The 23,852-nt window shown below is 63.6% G+C and carries 27 protein-coding genes; 17 read left to right on the top strand and 10 right to left on the bottom strand.

What is annotated here, in order from left to right; all coding sequences use genetic code 11:
- Positions 1-6: 6 nt before the first annotated feature.
- On the top strand, positions 7-669 hold the full coding sequence (locus BBJ41_RS33560; protein ID WP_069750640.1) for a glutathione S-transferase family protein: 663 nt from the start codon (positions 7-9) through the stop codon (positions 667-669).
- Positions 670-755: 86 nt separating this feature from the next.
- On the opposite strand, the gene BBJ41_RS33555 is transcribed toward BBJ41_RS33560, so the two are convergent.
- Positions 756-1,586, bottom strand: a complete 831-nt coding sequence (locus BBJ41_RS33555; RefSeq protein WP_069750639.1) for an alpha/beta fold hydrolase — start codon at positions 1,584-1,586, stop codon at positions 756-758.
- A gap of 154 nt (positions 1,587-1,740) precedes the next feature.
- Here BBJ41_RS33555 and BBJ41_RS33550 point away from each other — a divergent pair, with 154 nt between their 5' ends.
- From BBJ41_RS33550 to BBJ41_RS33535, 4 genes are all read left to right on the top strand, one after another.
- The gene (locus BBJ41_RS33550; protein WP_069750638.1) at positions 1,741-2,190 is read left to right on the top strand and encodes a MerR family transcriptional regulator; all 450 of its coding nucleotides are present in this window, start codon (positions 1,741-1,743) and stop codon (positions 2,188-2,190) included.
- 173 nt (positions 2,191-2,363) lie between these two features.
- Positions 2,364-3,281 carry an acetoacetate decarboxylase family protein gene (locus tag BBJ41_RS33545; protein WP_069750637.1) on the top strand — a complete coding sequence of 306 codons (918 nt, stop codon included), beginning with the start codon at positions 2,364-2,366 and terminating at the stop codon, positions 3,279-3,281.
- A 43-nt stretch (positions 3,282-3,324) separates the two neighbouring features.
- A complete protein-coding gene (locus BBJ41_RS33540) occupies positions 3,325-4,569 on the top strand; it encodes a saccharopine dehydrogenase family protein (RefSeq protein ID WP_069750636.1) in 1,245 nt (414 codons plus the stop codon).
- A 121-nt stretch (positions 4,570-4,690) separates the two neighbouring features.
- Positions 4,691-5,167 (top strand): MerR family transcriptional regulator, encoded by a 477-nt coding sequence (locus tag BBJ41_RS33535; RefSeq protein ID WP_069750635.1) that lies wholly within the window; start codon positions 4,691-4,693, stop codon positions 5,165-5,167.
- 51 nt (positions 5,168-5,218) lie between these two features.
- On the opposite strand, the gene BBJ41_RS33530 is transcribed toward BBJ41_RS33535, so the two are convergent.
- Both BBJ41_RS33530 and BBJ41_RS33525 read right to left on the bottom strand, forming a co-directional pair.
- The gene (locus BBJ41_RS33530; protein ID WP_069750634.1) at positions 5,219-5,902 is read right to left on the bottom strand and encodes a type 1 glutamine amidotransferase domain-containing protein; all 684 of its coding nucleotides are present in this window, start codon (positions 5,900-5,902) and stop codon (positions 5,219-5,221) included.
- Positions 5,903-6,034: 132 nt separating this feature from the next.
- Positions 6,035-6,688: a TetR/AcrR family transcriptional regulator gene (locus tag BBJ41_RS33525; RefSeq protein WP_069750633.1), complete on the bottom strand. Its 654-nt coding sequence runs from the start codon at positions 6,686-6,688 to the stop codon at positions 6,035-6,037.
- Positions 6,689-6,787: 99 nt separating this feature from the next.
- Here BBJ41_RS33525 and BBJ41_RS33520 point away from each other — a divergent pair, with 99 nt between their 5' ends.
- Positions 6,788-8,263 carry a coniferyl aldehyde dehydrogenase gene (locus BBJ41_RS33520; protein WP_069750632.1) on the top strand — a complete coding sequence of 492 codons (1,476 nt, stop codon included), beginning with the start codon at positions 6,788-6,790 and terminating at the stop codon, positions 8,261-8,263.
- Between the two features lie 358 nt (positions 8,264-8,621).
- On the opposite strand, the gene BBJ41_RS33515 is transcribed toward BBJ41_RS33520, so the two are convergent.
- Entirely contained in the window at positions 8,622-9,335 is a 714-nt protein-coding gene (locus BBJ41_RS33515) for a hypothetical protein (RefSeq protein WP_069750631.1), read from the bottom strand.
- 143 nt (positions 9,336-9,478) lie between these two features.
- Positions 9,479-10,357, bottom strand: coding sequence for a LysR substrate-binding domain-containing protein (locus BBJ41_RS33510; protein ID WP_069750630.1), 879 nt, complete (start codon positions 10,355-10,357; stop codon positions 9,479-9,481).
- 132 nt (positions 10,358-10,489) lie between these two features.
- Here BBJ41_RS33510 and BBJ41_RS33505 point away from each other — a divergent pair, with 132 nt between their 5' ends.
- Entirely contained in the window at positions 10,490-11,122 is a 633-nt protein-coding gene (locus BBJ41_RS33505; protein WP_069750629.1) for an FMN-dependent NADH-azoreductase, read from the top strand.
- Positions 11,123-11,197: 75 nt separating this feature from the next.
- On the opposite strand, the gene BBJ41_RS33500 is transcribed toward BBJ41_RS33505, so the two are convergent.
- Positions 11,198-11,815, bottom strand: a complete 618-nt coding sequence (locus BBJ41_RS33500) for a LysE family translocator (protein ID WP_069751437.1) — start codon at positions 11,813-11,815, stop codon at positions 11,198-11,200.
- Positions 11,816-11,882: 67 nt separating this feature from the next.
- On the opposite strand from BBJ41_RS33500, the gene BBJ41_RS33495 reads away from it, so the two are divergent.
- The 5 genes from BBJ41_RS33495 (at position 11,883) to BBJ41_RS40845 (ending at position 15,144) form a co-directional block, all read left to right on the top strand.
- Positions 11,883-12,806 carry a LysR family transcriptional regulator gene (locus BBJ41_RS33495; RefSeq protein ID WP_069750628.1) on the top strand — a complete coding sequence of 308 codons (924 nt, stop codon included), beginning with the start codon at positions 11,883-11,885 and terminating at the stop codon, positions 12,804-12,806.
- Between the two features lie 289 nt (positions 12,807-13,095).
- A complete protein-coding gene (locus BBJ41_RS33490; protein WP_083282094.1) occupies positions 13,096-13,812 on the top strand; it encodes a pentapeptide repeat-containing protein in 717 nt (238 codons plus the stop codon).
- A gap of 52 nt (positions 13,813-13,864) precedes the next feature.
- Complete coding sequence (locus BBJ41_RS33485) at positions 13,865-14,461, top strand: nucleotidyltransferase domain-containing protein (RefSeq protein WP_069750627.1); 597 nt, start codon at positions 13,865-13,867, stop codon at positions 14,459-14,461.
- Between the two features lie 182 nt (positions 14,462-14,643).
- Complete coding sequence (locus BBJ41_RS33480; RefSeq protein ID WP_069750626.1) at positions 14,644-14,976, top strand: cupin domain-containing protein; 333 nt, start codon at positions 14,644-14,646, stop codon at positions 14,974-14,976.
- Positions 14,977-15,144 (top strand): hypothetical protein, encoded by a 168-nt coding sequence (locus BBJ41_RS40845; RefSeq protein WP_156814958.1) that lies wholly within the window; start codon positions 14,977-14,979, stop codon positions 15,142-15,144.
- Here BBJ41_RS40845 and BBJ41_RS33475 read toward each other — a convergent pair.
- Positions 15,135-15,434 carry an H-NS histone family protein gene (locus BBJ41_RS33475; protein WP_069750625.1) on the bottom strand — a complete coding sequence of 100 codons (300 nt, stop codon included), beginning with the start codon at positions 15,432-15,434 and terminating at the stop codon, positions 15,135-15,137. The genes BBJ41_RS40845 and BBJ41_RS33475 overlap by 10 nt on opposite strands.
- A 281-nt stretch (positions 15,435-15,715) precedes the next feature.
- On the opposite strand from BBJ41_RS33475, the gene BBJ41_RS33470 reads away from it, so the two are divergent.
- Positions 15,716-16,204: a RidA family protein gene (locus BBJ41_RS33470; RefSeq protein ID WP_069750624.1), complete on the top strand. Its 489-nt coding sequence runs from the start codon at positions 15,716-15,718 to the stop codon at positions 16,202-16,204.
- Positions 16,205-16,258: 54 nt separating this feature from the next.
- Here the strand turns inward: BBJ41_RS33470 and BBJ41_RS33465 are convergent, their stop codons facing one another.
- Together BBJ41_RS33465 and BBJ41_RS33460 are read right to left on the bottom strand one after the other, a co-directional pair.
- Positions 16,259-17,248 (bottom strand): AraC family transcriptional regulator, encoded by a 990-nt coding sequence (locus BBJ41_RS33465; protein WP_069750623.1) that lies wholly within the window; start codon positions 17,246-17,248, stop codon positions 16,259-16,261.
- A complete protein-coding gene (locus tag BBJ41_RS33460; RefSeq protein ID WP_069750622.1) occupies positions 17,245-18,303 on the bottom strand; it encodes an NAD-dependent epimerase/dehydratase family protein in 1,059 nt (352 codons plus the stop codon). The genes BBJ41_RS33465 and BBJ41_RS33460 overlap by 4 nt, the downstream gene beginning before the upstream one ends.
- Before the next feature lie 646 nt (positions 18,304-18,949).
- Between BBJ41_RS33460 and BBJ41_RS33455 the strand changes: the two genes are divergently transcribed.
- Complete coding sequence (locus BBJ41_RS33455; protein WP_069750621.1) at positions 18,950-19,201, top strand: hypothetical protein; 252 nt, start codon at positions 18,950-18,952, stop codon at positions 19,199-19,201.
- 65 nt (positions 19,202-19,266) lie between these two features.
- Here BBJ41_RS33455 and BBJ41_RS33450 read toward each other — a convergent pair whose 3' ends face one another.
- On the bottom strand, positions 19,267-20,442 hold the full coding sequence (locus BBJ41_RS33450; RefSeq protein WP_236872196.1) for a histidinol-phosphate transaminase: 1,176 nt from the start codon (positions 20,440-20,442) through the stop codon (positions 19,267-19,269).
- Between the two features lie 351 nt (positions 20,443-20,793).
- On the opposite strand from BBJ41_RS33450, the gene BBJ41_RS33445 reads away from it, so the two are divergent.
- The 3 genes from BBJ41_RS33445 (at position 20,794) to BBJ41_RS33435 (ending at position 23,852) form a co-directional block, all read left to right on the top strand.
- Entirely contained in the window at positions 20,794-21,885 is a 1,092-nt protein-coding gene (locus BBJ41_RS33445) for a helix-turn-helix transcriptional regulator (protein WP_069750619.1), read from the top strand.
- Positions 21,886-22,296: 411 nt separating this feature from the next.
- Positions 22,297-23,283, top strand: coding sequence for a TRAP transporter substrate-binding protein (locus tag BBJ41_RS33440; RefSeq protein ID WP_069750618.1), 987 nt, complete (start codon positions 22,297-22,299; stop codon positions 23,281-23,283).
- Entirely contained in the window at positions 23,280-23,852 is a 573-nt protein-coding gene (locus tag BBJ41_RS33435) for a TRAP transporter small permease (RefSeq protein WP_069750617.1), read from the top strand. Before BBJ41_RS33440 ends, BBJ41_RS33435 begins: the two co-directional genes overlap by 4 nt.

The raw sequence follows: 23,852 nt of genomic DNA, 5'->3' as shown, positions 1-23,852 counted from the left end.
CGAACCATGAAGATCATTTCCGGACCGCTGAGCATGTTCGGTGCGAAGGTCGAGATTGCGGCGCACGAGAAGGGTATCGACTTCGAGCTGGTGATGACGCCATTCAGCCAGCGCCGCGGCTACGACCCGAAGCATCCGGATGTGTTGCGCATCAACCCGAAGCGGCAGGTGCCGGTGCTGATGGATGGCCCGGTGGAGATTTTCGATTCCACGCAGATCTTCGAGTATCTCGAAGACCTGAAGCCCGATCCCGCGTTATGGCCGGCATCTCCGGCAGCACGCGCGATCGCGCGTCAGCTCGAGCATTGCAGCGACGAGGTGTATTTTCCGCACGTCATCCGGCTGATGGGGCTCGAGGACAAGCCGGATGATCCGGCCGCGCAGGCGGCGCGCGCCGAAGCTTCGCAATACTATCGGCGTATGGAACAAGTGCTGGCGAATCGGGAATTCCTGGCCGGCACGTATTCCTATGCCGACATTGCGTTCTATATGGCGCAGTTGTTCGGCGCGCGAAAGGGCGCGCCGATGACAACGGATACCCCCAACCTGCTGGCGTGGCGTGCGCGAATGACCGCACGTCCGGCCGTGCGGAAGGTTGCCGGCGCGATGGCCAGTTATCTCGCGTCGGTCGGAGAAGCGGTTCCCGAATTTCTTCGTGAACCTGATTAGCTGCGTCGCACAACGAACAGCAGATAGAAGGCGGCCTTCATCCTGAGACGATTTCAGGCTGAAGGCCGTGTCCGCATCTGCGGCCTTCAGCCGCGAATGAACGCGAGCAGATCGGCGTTGATCGTATCGGCGTTGGACGTCGGCATGCCGTGCGGGAAGCCCGGATAGATCTTCAGCGTGCTGTTCCGGGCCAGCTTCGCCGACAGGACACCCGAATCGGCATAAGGCACGATCTGATCGTCATCGCCGTGCATCACGAGAACGGGAATCGTGGTGTTTTTCAGGTCCTCGGTGAAGTCGGTCTGCGAGAATGCGACGATGCCGTCGTAATGCGCTTTCGCACTGCCCATCATCCCCTGCCGCCACCAGTTCCAGATGACGCCCTGCGACGGTTTCGCGCCGTCGCGGTTGTAGCCGTAGAACGGGCCGGCGGGAACGTCGTAGTAGAACTGCGCGCGGTTCGCCGCGAGCTGCGCCTGGAGATCGTCGAACACGGCTTTCGGCAGCCCGCCCGGGTTGCTGTCGGTTTTGACCATCAGCGGCGGAACGGCGCTGATCAGCACTGCCTTCGAGACGCGGTCCTCGCCGTGACGGGCAACGTAATGGATGACTTCGCCGCCGCCGGTGGAGTGGCCGACATGAACGGCGCCCTGCACGCCGAGGTGATTCACGACCGCGGCGACGTCGTCCGCGTAGTGGTCCATGTCATGGCCGTCCCAGACCTGGCTGGAGCGTCCGTGGCCGCGACGGTCGTGCGCGATCACGCGGTAGCCCTGGGCCAGGAAGAAGAGCATCTGCGCGTCCCAGTCGTCGGCACTGAGCGGCCAGCCATGATGAAAAAAGATCACCTGGGCGTCGCGCGGCCCCCAGTCCTTGTAGAAGATGTCGACACCTTCTTTCGTTGTGACGTATCCCATGTCTGCTCCTGTTCGGTGGGCGATTTGAATCAGTGACGCGCTGTCGTGCTCACGCGATCGCCAGGCCGGTGTGGTCAGCCGTCCGGCTTGCTTGGCGATGGGCAAACTCTAGGTTTAAAGTTAGGTTTAATGTCAATACGCTGGCGAGGCGGGTATGAGAATTGGAGAGCTGGCGAAGCTCAGTGGCCTGACGGCATCGAGAATCCGCTTTTACGAGGCGGAAGGATTGATTACCGCCGTCGAACGGAGCACGAACGGTTATCGCGACTACGCCGACGATGCGGTGTGGATGCTCGAGATCATTGCCGGCGCGCAGCGTGCAGGGTTTTCGCTCGAGCAGATTCGCCATCTGCTGCCGGTGAAGGCCGGCAACTGGCAGCATGACGGGCTGGTGGAGGCGCTCGAGCGGAAGGTCGCCGAAATCGAAGCGATGCAGCAGCGTCTGAAGGAGAACAAGGCGCAACTGCTGGTCGCGATCGACAGCATCAGGAACCGGCCGACCGATTTGAATTGCTCGGAACGCACGCGCTGGGTGATGGATCGGCTGCGCGATCAGGGTGTGGTGGCGATCCGGGGCAAGGGCCGCCGCTCGACCGCCAAGTGATTCGGCAGCGCGGCGACGGCCGGCCGATCGCGCAATCCTGGCTCGACGGTCCCCTCTATTCGCACCCTTGACCTTAAAGTTGACTTAAAGCTTAGAGTGCTTGCTGACGGCAGTGAGTCAGCAGGCTTCAGGTGTTGCCTGCCACGGTCAATCATCGACGAGAGGCGACGAACATGGACAGGCGGTTTACACAGGTCGAATTCGGGCCGCATACGGTCGACGTGCCCGAAGGCGGGTATTACGACCGGTTCCGGATGAATCCGAACCTGGACGAGGTGGCGCGCGATCCGGCAGCGGGAAACATCGATTTTTTCCGTCGGATTCCGAAGCGACAGGTTGCTACGCGGGTCGGACCGACCTGGACGCCGAACTTCTACTACCGCTCCAGCAGTATTCAGTTGTTGTTCCTGGCGCCGATCGAGCGCCTGCGGGCCATGCTGCCGGCGCCGCTCGAACCGCTGCGGGCGCTGCCCGGGCGCGGTCTGGTCGCGCTGACCTTCTTTTCGTATTCGGTTTGCGATAACGATCCGTATGACGAAGTATCCGTCGCGGTGGTTATCCGCCAGCCCGGCGCGCGCGGCTCGCACGCACGCGAGCTGATCGATTCGATGCGGCGCAGGAGCTTCTTCGCGCATGTGCTCGCGCTTCCGGTCACGACGGAAATCGCGCGGGTTCGCGGCGTACACGGCTATCAGTTGCCCAAGTGGCTCGCCGATATCGACGTGAACATCGGCGCCACCGCAAGCGCCCGGATCGCCGGCCCGGGAGGCCGGCCGGATCTGAGCCTGAGCGTGCCGCTGCCTGAGCTGACCAACGTCGCGTCCCAGTCGCACATGGGTATGTCGACGATGATCAATCGCATCGACGGCGAATGGCATCAGACGTCGGTACAGACCAACATGTTGTCGTTCGCCCAGCGCCTGCTGCCTCGCAACGTCGAACTGGTGCGGCACGGCGGCCCGCTGAGCCAGTTGCTCGACGGGCTCGGTGCATCCACCATCATGCGTCTCGACGTGGTGAAGGACGCGCAGCTGGTCCTGAACATGCCGACGCCTTTGAAAGCCTTCGATGAACCCGGAAAGCAACGCTGACGGTACGCATACCCGCGCCATACCTGCCTGAGAGGAATCGCCCATGACCGAGCCGACCCATGATCTCGTCGTATTTGGCGCCACCAGTTTTGTCGGGCAGATCCTGACCCGCTACCTGTCCGACTACCTGTCGGACGCCGGCGAAACCCTGCGCTGGGCCATCGCGGGCCGATCCGAAGCGAAGCTCAGGCAGGTCAGGGCGTCGCTGGGCGCGGCGGGGCAGTCGCTGCCGATCATCGTTGCCGACGCGGCCGACGAAGCGCAGCTTCGAGCGCTTTGCGCGCAAACGCGAGTGGTCGTCTCCACCGTCGGACCCTACGCGCTTTACGGTGAGCCGCTGGTCAAAGTCTGCGCGCAAACCGGCACGGATTACTGCGATCTCACCGGCGAGACGCAGTGGATCAAGCGGATGATCGAAAAATACGAGCCGGCGGCCCGGCAATCGGGCGCGCGCATCGTTCATTGCTGCGGCTTCGATTCGGTTCCGTCGGACATGGGCGTTTTCTTCCTGCAGCAGCAGGCGCGACAACAGTGGGGCGCGCCGGCCGAGCACGTGAAGATGCGCGTCAGGACGCTGAAGGGCGGCGCGTCGGGCGGGACGGTGGCGAGCGTGATCAACGTCGTCCGCGAAGCCGCGGCCGATCCCGCGTTGCGCAGGGAATTGCTCGATCCGTATTCGCTGTGCCCGAAGGGGCATGGCTTCACGGCGCGGCAGCACGCGGTCCGGTCGGCCGAATTCGATCGCGATTGCGACGCGTGGATCGCCCCGTTCGTGATGGCGGCGATCAACGAGCGCGTCGTGCACCGCTCCAATGCACTCGCCGGCAACGCATACGGCAGCCGTTTTACGTATGACGAAGCCGTGATGACGGGCACCGGCCTCAAGGGCCGCCTGACCGCGGTGACGATGGTGGCCGGCCTGGGCGCGTTCATGGTGGGTGTCCTCATCAAGCCGGTGCGCAGCCTGATGGAGCGCTTCCTGCTGCCGAAGCCCGGCGAGGGGCCGAGCGCCGAGGCGCAACTGGCCGGCCGCTACGATCTGCGGTTCTTCGGCCGCGCCGGCGACGGGCGAACGTTGCGCGTGAAAGTGACCGGCGACCGCGATCCGGGCTACGGCTCCACCGGCAAGATGCTGGGCCAGGCCGCGATCAGTCTCGCGCTGGACTGCGGTGCAAACGGCGAGAAAACCGGGCGCGGCGGCGGCTTCTGGACGCCTGCGACGATGTTCGACGAGCGCTTTATCGAGCGCCTCGTTCGGCATGCGGGGTTGCGTTTCGAGCGCGTTTGAGTGCGGGTGTCATCCGGAAGGAAGCAGACAACGATCGGATTACGAATCAATGTGAGGAGACAACTTACCGTCACGGCAGGTCAAGTGGCCGGACCCTGTCCGGCCGGGGAGTATCGGGAACATGAAGATCGGGGAACTGGCGGAACGCACCGGCCTTACCCCTTCGCGCATCCGCTTCTATGAACGCATCGGTCTGTTGACGGTCGTCGAACGCGAAGCGAACGGCTATCGCACTTATCCGCCGGAAGCGGTGACGGTGCTCGATCTGATCACGGCTGCGCAGAAGGCGGATTTCAGTCTCGACGAGATTCGCATGCTGATTCCGTCCGATTTCGCGCAATGGCAATGCGGTTCGTTGCTTGACGCGCTGTGCCGCAAGCTGCGGGACATCGAGGCGCTGGAGGCGCGGCTTGCGCGCAGCAAGGCGCACGTCGTGTCGTTGATCGCCGGGATCGGCGCGAAGCCGGACACGGTTGACTGCGCAACCAATGCGAAACGGCTGCTCTCGCAGATCGAACCCGGGAGTGCGAAGAGCGCCGAAGATCCCGCTGCCGATTCGCATGACGAGTCGCTTCTGCGCGGGACGCCTCGATCGTAGGCTGGCGCCCGCGCATCGCGCTTCATGCGGGGCGCGAGCCCGTGCGTCGCGTTACAGCAGCGCGACGACCTGTTCGGCCGTCGCCTTCGCCGATTGCGGATTCTGGCCTGTGACCAGGCGGCCGTCGACGACGACGTTCGACGTGAACGGCAGCAACGCCTTCTCATAGCGCGCGCCACGCTGCTCCATTTGCTGTTCGACGTTGTAGGGCACCTTCTTCGCGACGCCGGCCAGGATTTCTTCCACCCACGAGTAACCGGTGATCCGGCGTCCGGCGACCAGCAGCGAACCGTCCGACAGCCGCGTGTTCAGCAGCCCGCAGTAGCCGTGGCAGACCGACGATACGACGCCGCCGCGCTCGTAGATCTCGCGCGTGAGCCGCTGCAGCCCTGCATCGTCCGGGTAGTCCCACATCACGGCATGGCCGCCGGTGAAGTAGATCGCATCGAAATCGGCCGGATCGATTTCGTCCGGGCGCGCGGTGTTCGCGAGCAGCGCCTCGTTGGCCTTGTCGGCGCGCCACGCTTTCGCGGCAGCGTCGGCGTGCGGCCATTTCAGCGAGCGCGGCTCCAGCGGCGACACGCCGCCCTTCGGGCTCACGAGCTGCTGCTCATAGCCTTTCGCCGCGAAGATGTGATGGGCGTGGGTCAGTTCGGACAACCACAGACCGGTCGGTTGCGACGGATCGGCGTAATGCGCGACGTTGCTGACGACGTGAAGGATGCGCCTGGTCATGATGCGATTTCCTTTTGATCGGCCACGGGCGGACGTCTTCGACGCACCGCCGGATTGTCGGATGGCAGAACACATACCCGTGGCCTCGATACGCTGCCGAGGCAAACCATAACCTTTAAGTGAAGTTAAAGGTCAAGACGTTTTTGCCCTGGCCGCCAGCGCGTCCTTTTCGGGCAGCACGAGTCCGTCCAGCAAGGTCGTCAACGCGTCTTCGATCGCATGATCGCCGACTTTCTCGCGCACCAGCCGCCCGTCGATCGCGAGCATCGTCAGGCCATGGAGATGCGCCCAGCAGGCGGTCGCCTGCCCGAGCGCCGAACGCGGCCGGATTGTGCCGGCTTGCTGGCCTTGCTCCAGGATGTCGACGACCAGCAGGAAGGGCGCCTGCACGCGTGGGTCGAGATGGATATCGGAAGGCTCGCCGGCATCCGCGGCAAACATCAGTCGATAGAGATCGGGGTGGCGCTGCCCGAACGCGAGATGGGCGTAGGCCAGCGCAAGCAGCACATCCGGCGCGCCCGCGTCGGGATCGATGGATGCCGCGAGTTCGTCGCGCAGACGATCGAAGCCGATCAGCGCCAGTTCGTGAAGCAGCGCGGCCTTGTCCGGAAAGTGCCGGTACGGCGCGGAGTGGCTGACGTTCGCCCGCCGCGCGATTTCACGCAGCGTGAACTGCCAGCCCTGTTGCTCCTGCAGCGTGTCGAGCGCCGTGTCGATGATCGCGCGACGCAGATCCCCGTGGTGATAAGCCTTTTGCCCGGCGTCCGCATCCGTGTCTGACGGCATCGTGTTGTTCCTATGTTGACATCGAAAACATTGTGGTCCTATGATCCGTGGTACGCAAGTTGACAGTGTCTACATCGACGCAATCTCGTGAGGTGCACCATGGCCGTTTCCGCAGCATCCAGCTCGAGCATCGACCCGGCGGCATTGCTGGCCCGCCAGCGCGGCGCATTCGTCACCGAGGGGCCGCCGAGCGTGCAGCAGCGCAAGGCGCGGCTCGCCCGGCTGCGCGCTGTGGTGCTCGCCCATCGCCGCGACGTGGAAGAGGCGATCAGCGCCGATTTCGGACATCGCTCGCGTCACGAGACCGCGATCATGGAGTTGATGGGCGTGGTCCAGGCGATCGACTACCTGACGCGCAACCTGCGCCGCTTCATGAAGCCGCAGCGCCGGCATGTCGGCATCTTCTATCGCGCCGGGCACGCGCGCGTGGAGTACCAGCCGGTGGGCGTCGTTGGCGTGATGGCGCCGTGGAATTACCCGTTCTCGCTCACGTTCATCCCGCTGGCAACCGCGCTGGCCGCCGGCAACCGGGCGATGCTCAAGCCTTCGGAGCTGACGCCGCGCACCAGCGAGCTGATCCGCCGGATGCTCGCGGACACCTTCCCGAGCGAGGAAGTCGCGGTCGTGCTCGGCGGCCCGGAAGTCGGCGCCGCGTTCAGCGGTTTGCCGTTCGATCATTTGCTGTTTACCGGCAGCACGCAGGTGGGCCGCAAGGTCATGAAGGCCGCAAGCGACAATCTCGTGCCGGTGACGCTCGAACTGGGCGGCAAGAGCCCGGTGATCGTCGGGAGAGGGCACGTCAACGACCGGACGATGTCCGGCATCGTGTTCGGCAAGCTGTCGAACGGCGGGCAGACCTGCGTTGCACCCGACTATGCGCTGGTGCACGAAGACGATCTCGAGGCGTTCGTCGGGCAATACCACGCGGCGGTCGCGCGTTTCTATCCGGACGGGCCGACCAGTCAGGACTACACGTCGATCGTCAGCGACCGGCATTACGATCGCCTGAGGGGCCTCGTCGACGACGCGCGCAGCAAGGGCGCGCGCGTGATCGAGGCGGGCGTGAACCCGCAGCACGCGGCTACCCGCAAGCGCACGCTGGCGCCCACGCTGATCGTCGGGGCGCGCGACGACACGGCCGTGATGCAGGAGGAGATCTTCGGGCCGATCCTGCCGGTACGCACGTATCGCACGATCGACGAGGTCATCGACTACGTGAACGCGCGCCCGCGGCCGCTTGCGCTCTATTACTTCGGCGAACGGGACGGCGATTGCGAGACGTTGCTGAAGCGAACGACGTCGGGCAATGTCGGCATCAACAACACGCTGCTGCATGTCGCGCAGGAAGACTTGCCGTTCGGCGGCGTCGGTCCGAGCGGGATGGGCGCGTATCACGGCATCGAGGGATTCCGCGCGATGAGCCATGCCAAGGGCGTGTTCGTGCAGGGGCGCTTGAGTTTGCCGAACCTGCTGCGTGCGCCGTTCGGCAAGCTCGCGGATTTCGCGCTGGCGGCGCTGCTTGGGCGGGCCCGGGATCGGGTTGACGGGCGTGTGGGGTTGAGTGCGGAGCGTTGAGTGTGATGGGGGGGCGCAGTCGGGCGCGGCCGTGCTTGCTGCTCGCTGCGTGCGGTTGCCGCAGAAGACGATCGCGGTGTCGGGTAGGTGCGGGCGTGAGCGTTTGGTGGGGCGGCCAATCGAGGGGGGGCTGATTCGTGCGGCGCCTGATGCGCGTTTGTCGATGCCCGCGATCACCTGTTGCCGACACCACCGACACCATTTCGTCGCTCGATCCGGGGTTGGGCCCATGGCGCAGATCGAGGAAGGCAGGTAATCGATGCCTTCCCCTTGCATGGCTCATGGAGCATCGCCGTGTGTTCGGCATCGACGCATTCCGGCGTCGTCAGGCTGCTGCCCGAACGAGGCCGTGCCGGGCTCACAAATGCCTGTACTGATCGTAGTCGAACAGGTGAATGACGAAATTCTTGCCATTCTTTTCGTACAGGACGAAACAAATCTGATCGCTCAGGTTCAGGATGCCGGCGGCACTGGCCTCGTCAAGAATGTCCCGTATTGCAGTCGTCGCCGCGTCGATTTTGGACGATCCGATGTTGGCGAGATAAATTCTTCGAGGGGAAGTCGTTAAAAGGAGTTTGCTCAGATCGTGGAACTCCAGATCTTCCTTGCTTTCGCTCTCGGCGGTAAGGACGGGGCAGTGCTTTTTCCCTTTCGGGCTAACGAAGAAGTCGACAAGAAGCTCGGACGGAATAATGTCAATCTTCGCATGGCTTGCATAGGATTTTATATTTTCCTTGTAGCTCTCCTTGAGATTGCTTTCTTTATGTAGCTCGGCCCGCAGTTCGAATCCGGATCCCAATTGCGTGCTGACTTTCATGATGAACCACGCCGTGAAAAGCGAGAAGCCGATCATGCTGTTGTCTGGCGGTTTGGCGGCGGCAGCAGCAGTGGCGGTGGTCGCGGGCGGTGGCGTTTGATGGAGATTCAGGATTCCGATCAGCTTGTCGACGAGATCGTCGGCCTCGAATTCCAACGTGCCCGGTTTCTGTTTTACGTTCATGAAATTCAGCGACGAGAGCGCTTTGTGACACAGGCCGAACAGCTGAGATTCAAGAACATCAATATTGCTCATGATTTTTCATCCCCGTATGGTTTTTGCAAGCCGTGGCTTGCAGAAGGTCTCGTGCGGAATACTATTTTGAGTTGATGTTGCAGTGGTCTTGCGGAAATGCCGAAAACGGATCTTGTCAGTTTAAACGGGCGGAATATTTCCCGCTACGGCTTGCTGCGTTTTCCATGCCCTGTGCGAACGGCAGTTTCGTCGAAAATCGTCGCGGCGAATTCAACGGCAGCCGGCATACCGGTGTCATGCATCATCACGAATTCCGTTTCCGGCAATGGCGGCAAGCCTTCCGGCGCACCCAATTCGCGGAGCGTGTCGTCGATCGCGCTGCGCGGCACCGGCGCGATCGCGATGCCGGCGCGCGCGAACGTCCGGATGCCGGTGACGCTCGGGCTTTCGCATGCGATCCGGTAGCGCAGGCCGGCCAGCGCGAGCGCCTTGATGGCCGCTCCTCGGTACGGACACGGATCGGGAAAGCACGCCAGCGGGACATCGCCTTCGGGAAGCGGCTCGTGGCGCGCGAATGCCCAGACGAGCGGCTCGTGCCACAACGTCGCGCCCTGGCCCGCGTGCGTGCACCGGCTGCCGATCACGAGATCGAATTCGCCGTCGGCATGCCGCCGAAACAGGCTGTCGCCGATGTCGACCGTCAATTCCAGCCGCAAGCCGCGCCGCGCGGCACCATGGCGGCGCATCACGTCCGGAAGCCAGCCTCCCGCGAAGTCTTCCGACGCGCCGATGCGCAGCCTGGCGTCGATGGCGTCGCCGGTCCCGAGCCTGGCCCGCGCTTCCTCGCTCAGATTGAGCATCGCGCGCGCGTATCCGAGCAGCGTCCGGCCCTGCTCGGTGAGCGTGACGCTGCGCGTATTGCGCACGAGCAGCGGCTGGCCGACCTGTTCCTCAAGACGAACGACCTGCGCGCTGACCGCGGACTGGCTGAGATTCAGCCTGTGACCGGCGCCGGTAAAGCTCCGTATGTCGGCGACCGCAACAAACGTATGAAGTAGCGCCGTGTCGAGTGGGTTGCCCATTCATCACCAATCCGGGTTAATTCAATCAATTAATATCGTTTCAAAATTATAAGCCGGCTGGATAAGCTGCGAAGCGCAGTGGGCGGCCGCACCTTCCGCGCGTCGTCGTCACTCTTCGCAAGGACCGGCTCCATGACACGCGTGCTCTATATCGAAGGCTCACCCAACAAGGCATATTCGGCGTCGATCGAAGTGTGCAGTGCATTTCTCGATGCGTACCGGCAGGAGCATCCCGATCACGTGATCCAGAAGCTCGACATCTGGGATCTGGCGATGCCTGAATTCGACGAGGCCGCGCTGGCCGCGAAATATGCCGGACTGAACGGCGCGGCGTTGACGCCGGAGCAGGCTGCCGCGTGGCAATGGATCGAACGGCTCGCGGCGCCGTTCCACGAGGCGGACAAGTTCCTGTTCGGCGTGCCGCTGTGGAATTTCAGCATTCCGTACAAGCTCAAGCACCTGATCGATGCGATCTCGCAGAAGGACGTGCTGTTCACGTTCGACGATTCGGGTTTCAGCGGCAAGCTGGACGGGAAAAAGGCGGCGGTCGTCTATGCGCGCGGGCTCGGCTATCAGTCGCCGGGCTCGTTTACGCCGGCCGGCGAGTTCGACCTTCAGCGCCCGTACATGGAAACCTGGCTCAAGTTCGTGGGCGTGCAGGATGTGGCCGGCATCGTCGTCGAGCGCACGTTGTTCGGCCCCGACGGAAAGGTCGATCGCAGTCGCGCGATCGACGAAGCGCGCACGATCGCACGCACGTTCTGAAGCCGCCGCGCTGCGCAACCGGCGCGCGAGCGAATCGTGCCCGGCGCCGGCTGCGACGCGGCCGGCGGATGCGGGTCAGCGCCCGCCGCGCGCGATGGCAAGCGCGACGCCGAAGCCCACGAGCAAGCCGCCGAAGGTGCGGTCGATCCAGTGGCGCAGCGACAGCAGGCGATCGCGGACGGCCGCGGCGGAGAAGCAGACGGCCACCAGGCTGAACCAGCCGGCGTGCGCGAGCGCGATGAAGGCGCCGTAGCCGATCTGCACGATCAATGGCGTGTCGGGGCGCACTGCCTGCATGAACAGGCTGACGATGAACACGGTGGTTTTGGGATTCAGCACATTGGTCAGGAAGCCGGTGCGCAGCGCCGCCAGATCGGATAGCGGCGCCACATGCGCGTCGGGCCGCGCGTCGCCGGATTTCGTCATGAGCATCTTCACGCCCAGGTAGATCAGGTAGATCGCGCCGACCAGCTTGACGGCATTGAAGAGCCACAGTGACTGGCGGATCAGCAGGCCCACGCCCAGCAGCGTGTAGCTCACATGGACCGTCACGCCCAGCCCGATCCCCAGCGCGGTGAGCAAGCCTGCCCGGCGCGACAGCATCAGGCTGTTGCGCGTGACCATCGCGAAGTCGGGGCCCGGGCTGATGACGGCCAGCAATGTAATGGTGACTACAACTATCAGTTCGGTCATCGCGTCGTCCTTTCGATCGATATCGTCGTGGCACAATATTAAGAAGCATATTGCATCGGGAAAAGCGATGATTTCTGACCGAAATGGTGAGTTTGACTCACAGAAAATTCGCACGAACCTGCCGTCGCTGATGGCATTGCGCTGTTTCGAAGCGGCGGCGCGCCACGAGAATTTCAGCCGTGCTGCCGACGAACTGTGCGTGACCCACGGTGCGGTCAGTCGTGCGGTGCGCCTGCTCGAGGATGACCTGGGCGTGGCGCTGTTCGAGCGGCGCAGTCGTCGGGTCTTCCTGACCGATGCGGGCCGCAAGCTGGCCCGGGCCGTCCATGATGGCCTGGGCCTGATGCGTGATGCCGCGCACGCATTGCGCACCGAGGCTGCCCACGCGCGGCGTTGGGTCCTGTCGTGCGAGCCGACGCTCCTGATGCGTTGGCTGATTCCGCGCTGGCCGGACTTCCAGGCCCGACATGCAGGTGTCGACATTCATCTGGCTGCCGCGGGCGGGCCGTTCTCGTTCGACAGCGGCATCGACATGGCCATCCGCCGCAACGACTTTGCGTGGCCCGACGGCTATCACGCCGAGCGCCTGTTTATGGAAAAGGTCGGGCCGGTTTGCCGGCCAGACAAGGTGGACACGTGGTTCTCTGCTCGCCGTGGTGGCCGCACGTTGAAACGCGACGCGCCGCTATTGCATACGCGGACGAGGCCGGACGCCTGGCAGGAATGGGCGGCTGCTGCGAATCAGCCGGCGGGGAGCGGGCGGGGGCAGACGTTCGATCATTTCTATTTCAGTCTGCAGGCCGCGGTCGCAGGGCTCGGCGTCGCCATCGGCCCGTGGCATCTCGTGCGCGACGACATCGAAAACGGCGTGCTCGTTGCGCCGATGGGCTTCGTCGAAGACGGCTCGCACTATTGCCTGCTGACGCCGGCGCCCGTGACGGACGGAAGCGCGCAGGCGGATTTGCTTGCGTGGTTGAAGGCGGCGGTTTGAGCGGTTGGCGCTTGATGTTCGGCAAACGGTGGCGTGAGTGCCCAGGCGCCGGCCGGTTGTCCCGGTGGAATCATGGGCATCGGCCCGGATGGCAGCAGGTGTCGACATTGCGAAGCCGGGTGCGGCGGCGGTAGAATCCGCGTTGCCGAAAATAGAGTGGCAGGTTGGTATCTCCTGCGCCCGATCCAGGGTTCTATGTATGCCGCGGCGTCAACCTTGTTTTCACGAATCAAGGGGGCGCACCGTGGACATGACACTGCGCGCCCCCCACCCAGGGGGATTTGTACCGATGCGCACACACGTCAAAGATCCGTCGACCGGCAACGGCGCCATGTTCAGCGAGACGACATTCAGCCGGGATGAACTGGAGCGTGTCCTCCGGCAATCCGGTGACGGGCCGACCTTCGAGCGTTGCAATTTCGACGGCGAAGACCTTTCCAGCCTCGACTTCCGCGCGGCGCGATTCGCGCAGTGCAATTTCGAGCAGACCCGCTTCGAGCACAGCGATCTTTCGCGGAGCCGCTGGCTGGGCTGCAAGGGCGCCACGGCAAATTTCCGGTATTCCAATGCGACTGACGCCCGATTCTGCCGGAGCGATTTGAACAATACCGACTGGACCGGCGCCAAGCTGGCATCGACCGTCTTTACGGAGGTTCGGCTGACGGGCGCCCGCTTCGCGGACATCCGGGCGCTGGGGCTCAGCTTTCACGATTCCCTGCTCGTCGGCGCCAGTTTGAGAGGGCTGTCGTTCCGGAAGCAGACGCTCGAAGCATTGAATTTCTCCGAGGCGGATCTTGCCGATTGCGATTTTCGCGATGCCGTTTTCGAGGGCGGCAGCCTCGGCAACGCGCGCTTGCTCAACACGCGGTTCGACGGCGCTGACCTGCGCTTGGCAGACCTGAGCGGTTTGAGGCTGTCCGATGCCATGCTCCATCTGAAAGGCGCGATACTTTCCGTCGATCAGGCCGTCATGCTGATTGGCGATTGCGGCGTGCGCGTGATGTGAACGTCGGCGCGCGCCATTCAACGCAAATCATTCCAATGAGATGAGTATTTAAATGACGATTCCCGATCAGGAAGCGTGGGATGCGTGGGAACCGGAAGCGCTTGCACGACGGTTGCGCGATATTCATTTGCCTTGGTGTGTCGTCGGCGGATGGGCGCTCGACCTTTGGCATGGTGCCCAGACGCGTGAGCATGACGATCTGGAGTTCACGATTTTGCGACAGGATTTCAGCCGGTTCCGTCGGGCGTTCAGCGATCTCGAGTTCTACACGGCCCACGCCGGCGTTGTCGAAAAGCTGCCGGAAAACCAGGACGCACCGCCGGATGTCATGCAATTCTGGGGATTCGACCGCACCGCCGAAAGTTGGCGGGTCGACATGATGATCGAGCCGGGCACGCCTGAATGGTGGGCCTATAAAAGGGATCCGTCGTTCAAGCGGCCACGTGCCGAAATGGTGATGAGAACCGCCGACGGCATCCCGTATCTGAATCCGTCCGCGGTGCTGTTGTTCAAGGCCAGGGATCGGCGCTTTAAAGATCAACAGGATTTCGACAGGGCGTTGCCGAAGCTGCCGGTTAGCGAGCGCGCATGGTTGAAAGGCTGCCTCGATGCGCTCCACCCCGGCAATGAATGGGCGCGCGCGCTGTAATGGCCATTCATCCGCTTTTCGCGTGGATTCATCGACCCGTTTGCGGAAGTGCCTGCATGGGCTTTTCCTTTCGCATGGCCTGAACGATTCCGCTTCAATGGCGGCCTTTGGACTACAGTGAATGTTTCTCCGGCGCCTTTTAACCGCCTCCTTCACGCGAAGGTCAACGACGAGGCCGAACCATGCAGCTTCAAACCGGTAATCTGTTCAGTGTCGAAGGGCAGCGCGGCGGTGACGAGCGGATCGACCTTCTCGTCACGGGGCAGCGTCTGAACGTCGAGCGGATCGTATCGATGGGGCACGCGAGCCCCGACGGGTTCTGGTATGACGACTCGCGCGCCGAATGGGTCGTGCTGCTGTCGGGGGCGGCCGTGCTCGAATTCGAGGAGGGTTCGACGCGACACGACATGCGCGCCGGCGACTACGTATTGATCGAGCCGCATTGCCGCCATCGCGTTGCGTGGACGCATGAAGAAGAGCAAACCGTCTGGCTTGCCATCTATTACGAACGCTGAATGAATATTGGCCGCAAGGCGATCCGGCGTGTAACAGTTCGTCACGCGCCGGATGTGACACATGTCAACAACCCGGAGCGGTCTCTTGATACCGCCGGTATCGATGCCAATATGGCCGGACAACGCGTCGAAACGCGCGCCGGTTCGCGTCGGGACGCTTATTCCTGAATCAGGAATCGATTACGGTTCTTCGCATCCTTGATCCATGCGGGCGCGCGACCGCGGCCGGACCAGGTTGCGCCGGTCTTCGGGTCACGATACTTCGCCTGCACGGGTGCGGCCGCTTGCTTGGCCGAACGACCTCGGCGTACACCGAAAATGTCTTTCTCGGTAATGCCGAATTCCGCGACCTTGGCGCGGATGTCGTCGACGATCGTCTGGAATTCCGCGGCGCGCGCTGCTTCGGCTTTCTCGGCCAAAGCTTCCATTTGGGCTTTCAGTTCCTTGTAAGTCGCCATATATCGCTCGTGGGGTTGTGTACACACATGATAGCGGTTTAAAGCAGAAATGATGAGGAAATTCTCTCCGACTACGTGTTTCGACATCGATATGGCGCACCAGACTGCTTCGAACACCTGAAAAGTGTGACGCTTTGGCGAATACGCACATGATTGCCTGGAATCGCGAAACGATCGGGACGTGACGCTTTGGCTGCTCGCGGCGGATTGTCTCTTTCGGGACAAGCGCAGGAGACTCAATTATTCTTGATCTTTTTTCAGAAGTATCGGGGAATTCACTGATGAACAGAGACGATAAGCTGAAGCAGGTCGCGGCCGAATTCGGATTCGATCCGGACGAGGAAATCAGGATCGGCGGAAAGTACACGCCCGTTCTGGTGGACGGAAGCACTGCGTATATCGCCGGTCAGATTCCGCGGGTGGGGGATGTCGTGCGGTTCGTCGGCATCGTGGGCGAATCCGTTTCGCTGGACGACGCTCGCCGTGCAGCCGGCATCTCGGCGCTGCGCGCGCTGTCGCTGGTTCGAAAACATTGCGGCACGCTCGATGCGATCGCGTCGGTTCCCCGCATGACCGTTTATGTGCGGAGTACGCCCGACTTCTCGATGCAAAGCGAAGTGGCCGATGGCGCATCCGACGTGTTGTATTCGGTACTCGGCGATACGGGCGTTCATACGCGTTCGTCCGTCGGCGTGCTGCAATTGCCGAAGGGCGCGTCGGTGGAAGCGGATTTCATTTTCGGGTTGAACCGCGGCGATGCCGGCAAATGAGGCGTCTGCAGACGCATTCAGGAACCGGGCAGTCGGGCCGCGTCGCGTCGGACGTCAGCGTGTCGTCCGCGAGCGTGCGGCCTCCGGCGTCATGCCGGTCCATTCATTGAATGCGCGGAAGAACGAGTTCGGATCCTGGTAGCCGAGCAGGAAAGCGATCTGGCTGCAGGGCAGGTCCGAGCGATCGAGGTAGTGCCAGGCGAGTTTTTCGCGCACCTCCGCGAGGATGGCCTTGAAGCTCGCGCCTTCGTCGCCGAGCCGCCGCTGTAGCGTGCGCTTGCTGATCGCAAGCTTGCGAGCGACATCGTCCACCGTGGCGACGCCACCGGGAATCAGCTCGAGCAGTGCAGCCCGCACGCGCTCGACGATGCCCGCTTCGGCCGACAGCAGATCGAGGCGGCGGCGCAGGTCGGGTTCGAAGATCTGCCACATCGCGTCGTTGGCCGTGACGAACGGACGTCGTGCGTCCTGCAGCGAGAGGCTCACGGCGGGTGCGTCGCCGTATCGAGGGGGCACGCCGAAAAAACGCGCGTAGCCAGGATCGGGCCTGAGCTCGCGCGGCAGCGTGACGGCCCGGGCAGACACGCGGGTGCGGGTGGCAAGGCGCGCCACCTTCACGAAGAAGCCGAGTTCGATCGCGAGCAGTGACCCGGGCGGCGGCACGTCCCGCTCGAGGAATTCGACGGTGAGCGTGAGCATGTCGGCGTCGCGCGCGACGTGCAGGCAGAGCGGGCCGATCAGCGGCTTGAACTGGCTGATGCGCCGCATGGCGACCTCGAGGTTCGGACTGCAAAGCGCTGCGAAGATCGACGGATTGAACGCTTCGGCCGCGACGAGATCGAGTACGTGCAGCGCGATGGCGGGCTTGCCGACCATCTCCTCCAGCGTGAGCCACATGCGGAAATACTCGCGGGTCGTCAGCCCGCTCCGTGGCCGTGTGAACAGATCGACGGGTAATTGCGCGCGCCGCAGCACCTCGTCGACACACAGGCCGAGATCGACGATCACGATCTGCCAGCCCGGCGAAATCGCGAAGCGGTTCATTTCCGCAATTGCCCGGTCTCGACCAACTGCTGAAAGAGCGCGGTCATCGATTCGGCGAGCGGGCGGTAGCGAATGCCGAGTTCGTTGCGGCTGCGGCTGTTGTCGGCGCGCCAGGGAAAGCCGACGTTGCGTGCAATCACGCGACGCGTCAGGTCCTTGTTCGCCAGCGGGCCGATCAGCCATACGAGCCATTTGGGCAGCATGCGCCGCGGGATCGGATAGTCGGCGCCATACCGGTCGAGCAGCGTTGCCGCCATCGCCAGCAGGCTCGTGTCATGGCCCGAGACGATATAGCGGCCGTGTGCGCCCGGCAGGAACGCGGCCCGGAGATGGGCATCCGCCACATCGCGCACGTCGACCGCGCCGATGCCGATATCCGGTACACCCGCTTTCATCGTACCGTTGCCCATCTGCCGCACGATCTCGAAGCTTTCGGACGTGGCGTATGGATTGATCCCCGGCCCGATGACGAGCGACGGATTGACGGTCACGAGATCCCAGCGGTCTTGCCCGCCGGCGATTTTCCATGCTTCGCGCTCGGCGACGGTCTTCGAATACGAATAGGGCTGATGGGCCAGCGACGAGCTGGTGTTCCAGATGGCCTCGGTGAACACGCCGCCCGGTGTCGCGACGAGATCGGCGTTGTCGCCGTAGATCGCGGCGCAACTGCTGGTCAGCACCACACGCCGGACCGACGGCGTACGGTTTGCCGTTTCGAGCACGTTGCGCGTGCCGAGCAGCGCGGGATCGACCAATTCCTTTTGCGGATCGCGGACGTGGACGTTGAACGGCGACGCGGTATGGAACACGATCCCGCAACCGGCCATCGCGTCCGCGTACGATCCGGGGTCGAGCAGGTCGGCGCGAAAATAACGGATCGTGCCGGGCGTGCCGGAGGCGATGCGCTGGAGATGCGTCAGCTTGTCCGGGTTGTCGGGGTCGCGGACGGCCGCATGGACCGTCAGGCCGGCTTCGAGCAGCCGTTGCACGAGCTGGCCTGCGACATAGCCGGTGGCGCCGGTCACCATGACCGGTAGATCGGTATCGGTATGCATCTTCTTGGCTTCCGTTGCGGATGATGTCCAACATGATGCCGACTTTTCGCGGGGCAATGACTCGCAAAGCACGCCAATCGACCGGCAAAGCGCGACAGGTGCTGCCGTGATCGACGCTTCGCCCGGTGCCCGATGACGCTCCGCGTATCTCGTATCGAGACGGATCGATGAACGACGACGCGACGGAACGTGTGAACGAATTCGTCAGACACGTCGCTGGCTACATGCAATCGGCGCTTCCCGGCAGGAACGAAGTTGACGTCCGTCCCGATGCGTGGGGCGAGGTCCGGTACGGCGTGCGGGCGTCCCGGCGTCGGCAGCCCGCGCCGAGTTGATCCGAGCGCTACAGCATCGCGATTTCCCGTCATTTCCAGTAAACGCGGCGCGCCGGTATCCCCACTTTTGGGGATGCTATCGCGGGCCGGTGCGCCTACGATTAGCAACAGGGCATCGGGGAAAGACGTGATCCGGGCGAACGGACAAGCGGGCCGTTCCGTATCGAGCGCTTGGCGTGCCCATGCAGTTGACTGACACAGCCTGTGCGTACGCTGACGGGCAACGTGCGCGGTGAGTCGTTTGCATCGCGACACGATGGCGCGTTGATGACGGAAGGCCTGATGTCGTATTTCGGGGAACATCAATCAAAATGCTGGCACGAGACTATGTGGAACGAGAGCTCTCTCACATACAGAGAATGGTGGCTCTCCTGGAGAGCGAAACGCTCGCCGACGACGTGTCGATGTCGGGCGCGGGGCGCGTGAGGCATCCGAGTTACTGGCGAGGGCGCATCGAGGAGTTGCTGTCGACACCCGATATGCCGCGCCACGTCAGGAAGCTCTGCGAAGCGGTTCTCGCGAAGATCGACGGGATGGAATCGCGGTTCGCGGCGATGAAGTAAGTGCATCGTCGGATATCGCGCTGAAACGCGTTCCATCGCGTCAACACCCCCCGCTTGCCGGCTTCTCACGCCGACGCCATCACGGCCAGCAATGCCGCACGAAACGCGGCCATCTCCGCTGCAGTACCGATCGACACGCGCAGGTATTCCGGCGGCCCCGACTCGCGAATCAGGACCCCGTGGCGCAGGAGTCCGCTCCATATCCGGTGGCGATCCGCAAACTTGCCGAACATCACGAAGTTGGCGTCGGAATCGGCCACCGCGAGCCCCAGGCTGCGCAGCCAGTCGACGGTGGCATCGCGCTCGGTCTTGATCGCTTCGACCTGCGACAGCATTTCGTCACGCGCGACCAGCGCCGCGCAGGCCGCGGCCTGGGTAAAAGCCGACAGGTGATAAGGCAGGCGGACCAGCTTCAGCGCGTCCACGATTGCCGGCGCGCACGCGCAATATCCGACGCGCCCTCCGGCAAATTTGAACGCCTTGCTCAACGTGCGCGAGACGATCAGCCGAGGATGGTCGGGCAGCAGCGTTACCGCGCTGCGGACCCCTTTGCGCCGAAACTCCGCATAGGCTTCGTCCACGACGACGACGCCCGGCGCGATGTCGAGGATGGCACGGATATCGTCTACAGGAAGCGCGGTCCCGGTCGGGTTGTTCGGCGACGTCAGCAGGATCACGCTCGGCCGATGCGCGCGGATGCTGTCGATCGCCTGATTCAGATCGAGCGCGAAATCCTCGGTGCGCGGCAACGTATGCAGGCGCGTGAAGGTCGTGCGGCAGTATTCGTCATACATCGGATACGCGGGCGTAAAGGCCAGCGCCGATCGCCCCGGGCCGCCGAATGCCTGCAGAACCTGCTGAATCACTTCATTCGAGCCGTTGCCGGCCCAGACACGCGATGCGTCGACCGTCACGCCGGTATCGTGCGTCAGATAGGCCGCCAGATGCGTGCGCAGTTCGGCAAAGTCGCGGTCGGGATAGCGGTTCGCCGCTCGCGCCGCGTCGGCCACCGCCGCCGCGATGCGCTCGACAAGTGCCGGCGACGGCGGATAGGGATTCTCGTTGACGTTCAGGCAGACCGGCACATCGAGTTGCGGCGCGCCGTACGCGTGCTGCAACCGCAGATCCTCCCTGAGCGGCAAATCCGGCAAGGACACTTCTTTCCAGGGTTGTTGCATTGAAAACACTCCGTACGTTATCGATTGATCCGTGCAGCAGGTTTTTACGGCGGCAAAAAACAAAAAAGGCGCCGGAGGCGCCTTGGTCGTTGTCTTGATCGGGAGAGTCGATCCCGATTCAATGGCTAGATGCGAAACGAACCACGGCGCAACGGAGGGCGGCCGTGATGATGATGCAGTGCGTTGGTGGTGGGTCGGATCGTCATGCGTTGCATCATGACATAGCGCGGTCGGGATGCAAAGCCGGCCACGCCGCATGCACCGCCGTGTGACGCATCGCCATTACGTCTGACGAGAAACGGCGGGAAGCGTGGTATTTCGGATCAAACGCGCGTTGACAATTTGAACGCGGGCACCGAGTGAGTAAGATGCGCGAAAGGCGTTCGAAAAAAACGCACGACGCGGGGTGGCCAGATGCAACGGAACGATTTGATTCCATCGGCATGGATCGATGACATCTACGCGGCAGCACTGGGCGATCAACGATGGGAAGCGGTGCTGGACGGGCTGCGATCGTCGGTGGGCGTGCGCATGGCCACGCTGCTGTCGTTCGACGAGGCGGCGCAGCTGCCGGCGATCGAGCAGGCGGCGGGCGACGACCCATCATGGGTCGCCGCGTGCCAGCGTGCATACAACACCGAGTTCTATCTGTACGACCCGGTCGTGCCGGTTGCCGGCAACTGGCCGGCGGGCCGCTGGTTCGAGGACGTCAAGCACCTGTCTCCGGAACAGCGCACGCACGGCCTGTTCTATCAGGAGTTCATGCGCCCCTACGGGCTCGGCAGCATTTCCGGCCTGTACATTCATCGCGGCGAGGGCAGCGGCGCCTTCCTCAGCGTCCAGGGCAGCTCCGAATCGCAGGGGCTGTCCGACGATCAGCGTCACACAATCGAAATCATGGGCGCGCACATCAGCCGGGCGCTGCGGATTCACGCGCGCATCGGGCTGCTCGAAGCGCGCGTGGCCGCCGCCGAATCGGCGCTCGATGCGATCCCGGTGCCGGTTTTCCTGCTCGGCGAGCGGCGCGAACTGCGCTACACGAACCGCGCGGCCGACCAACTGATCGCGGCGGAACCCGCGGTACGGATCGTGAACGGGCGTTTCGCGCCGGAAGGCTGCGTCGACGATGCGCAATGGCGGCACGCATTCGCTCGCGGCGGGCTGCTGCTGCGGCGCGCGACGGGCGAATCGCTGCCGCTTGCGTTGATGCCAGTCCCCGAACGGTCGCGCCTGATGCGCGAGCGGCCCGGCGTCGCGGCGCTGATGACGGCCGCCGACCTGCGTTCGCCGTCGGCCCGCGCGCAGCGGTTGCGCGTGTTCTACGGGCTGTCGCTGGCCGAGGCCGATCTCGCGGTGCTGCTGTGTTGCGACGGGCTGTCGCCGCAGGCGTGCGCCGAGCTGCGCGGCGTGTCGATCGGCACGGTCCGCACGCAGATCAAGGCGATCTACGCGAAGACGGAAGTGGCGCGCGCGGCGCAACTGACGGCGCTGGTCATGCAGGCGTGACGGCCCGGGACGGGCCGGAAATCCGCAACGGGCTTCCCGTGCGAGGCGCGGCCGGCGCGCTCGCATCGTAGTCAGTCATCCTATGACCGTGTCAAGCGAGGCGAAAGCCTGCTTTCGGGCCTCGGAAAGCCGCGGCGTCGGCGTTCGATTCGAAATGCGGGTCGGTTTTCGGAAAACGGCGTGTTAAAAATCACCGGAACAGAGAAAACGATTCCCTGAATCATGCCGAAAACCCCTGATGGCAATGCTCATAGGGGTATGCACCAAGTGAGTTAAACGGTTAACCGACGTACATTCGCGTCAACACGTCATACGACGTATGACTCTGCGGTCAACGCGCACGGCGCCGACGCATGCGCATGCCGGCAGATCGCCGCGCAATAACGAGCACAACCATCAAGGAGACTGACGATGAAGCACCGATTCACCCGCTCCCGTATCGCACTGGCCGTCGCGCTGATGGCCGGCTTCACGATGTCCGCGCAGGCGCGCGTGTTCCGCTCGGCGGACGTGCACGGCGACAACTTCCCGACCAACATGGCCGTGAAGTTCATGGGTGACGAGCTGTCGAAGCAGACGGGCGGCAAGGATTCGATCAAGGTGTTCGGCAACAGCGCGCTCGGCTCCGAGAAGGACACGGTCGACCAGGTCCGGATCGGCGCGATCGACATGGCGCGCGTGAACGGCGCGTCGTTCAACGAGATCGTGCCGGAGTCGCTGATCCCGTCGTTCCCGTTCCTGTTCCGCGACGTCGATCATTTCCGCAAGGCGATGTACGGCCCGGCCGGCCAGAAGATCCTCGATGCGTTCACCGCTAAGGGGATGATCGCGCTGACGTTCTACGAGAGCGGCGCGCGTTCGATCTACGCGAAGCGTCCGGTGCGCTCGCCGGCCGACATGAAAGGGCTGAAGGTGCGCGTGCAACCGTCCGACCTGATGGTCGACGAGATCAAGGCGATGGGCGGCACGCCGACGCCGATGCCGTTCGCCGAGGTGTACACGGGCCTGAAGACGGGCCTCGTCGACGCGGCGGAAAACAACATGCCGTCGTACGAAGAAACCAAGCATTACGAAGTAGCACCCGATTATTCGGAGACGCAGCACGCGATGACGCCGGAAGTGCTGGTGTTCTCGAAGAAGATCTGGGACACGCTGTCGCCGCAGGAGCAGGCGGCGATCCGGAAGGCGGCGGCCGATTCGGTGCCGTACTACCAGAAGCTGTGGACCGCGCGCGAGGCGTCCGCGCAGCAGGCGGTGACCAAGGGCGGCGCGAAGATCCTGCCGGCTGCGCAGATCGATCGCGCGGCGTTCGTGAAGGCGATGCAGCCGCTGTGGACGAAGTACGAGAAGACGCCGCAGATGAAGCAGATCGTCGACGAGATCGAGGCGACCAAGTGACGCGTCGCACCTCACTGAACAGCGCGGCGGCCGCGGGTGCGTCGGCCGCCGCCCCGGACGGCGCGGCGCCGCCGCGGCCGCACGCCGCGCCGTTTCTGCGCTGCGTGAACGACGTGCTGTTCCGCGCGCTGGCCGTGATCGCGTCGGCGTGTCTCGCGGTGCTCACGGTGCTGGTGTTCTACGCGGTCGTGATGCGCTACGTGTTCGAGAATGCGCCGGATTTCGTCGAGCCGATCGCACTGCTGCTGGTGATCGTGATCGCGATGTTCGGTGCGGCGATGAAGGTGCGCGACGGCGGCCATATCGGCCTCGATTCGCTCGTGCGCCGGCTGTCGCCGAACGCGCGCACCGTCGTGATTGCGATCCAGCATCTGAGCCTGATCGCGTTCGCGATCATGATCATGGTCGGCTGCGGCAGCATGGCCGCCGAGACGATGGGTGACCGCATTCCGATCATCGGATTGCCCGAAGGCGTGCGCTACCTGATCGCGATGCCCGCGGCGATCGCCATCATCCTCTTCTCGCTCGAGCACCTGCTCGCGCTTCGTCGTTCTTCGTCGGGACAATAA

Origin of the sequence: Burkholderia stabilis (assembly GCF_001742165.1) — a bacterium.
Lineage (GTDB): Bacteria > Pseudomonadota > Gammaproteobacteria > Burkholderiales > Burkholderiaceae > Burkholderia > Burkholderia stabilis.
The sequence above is the reverse complement of the archived record's forward strand: the minus strand, read 5'-3'. Positions and strand labels throughout refer to the sequence as shown.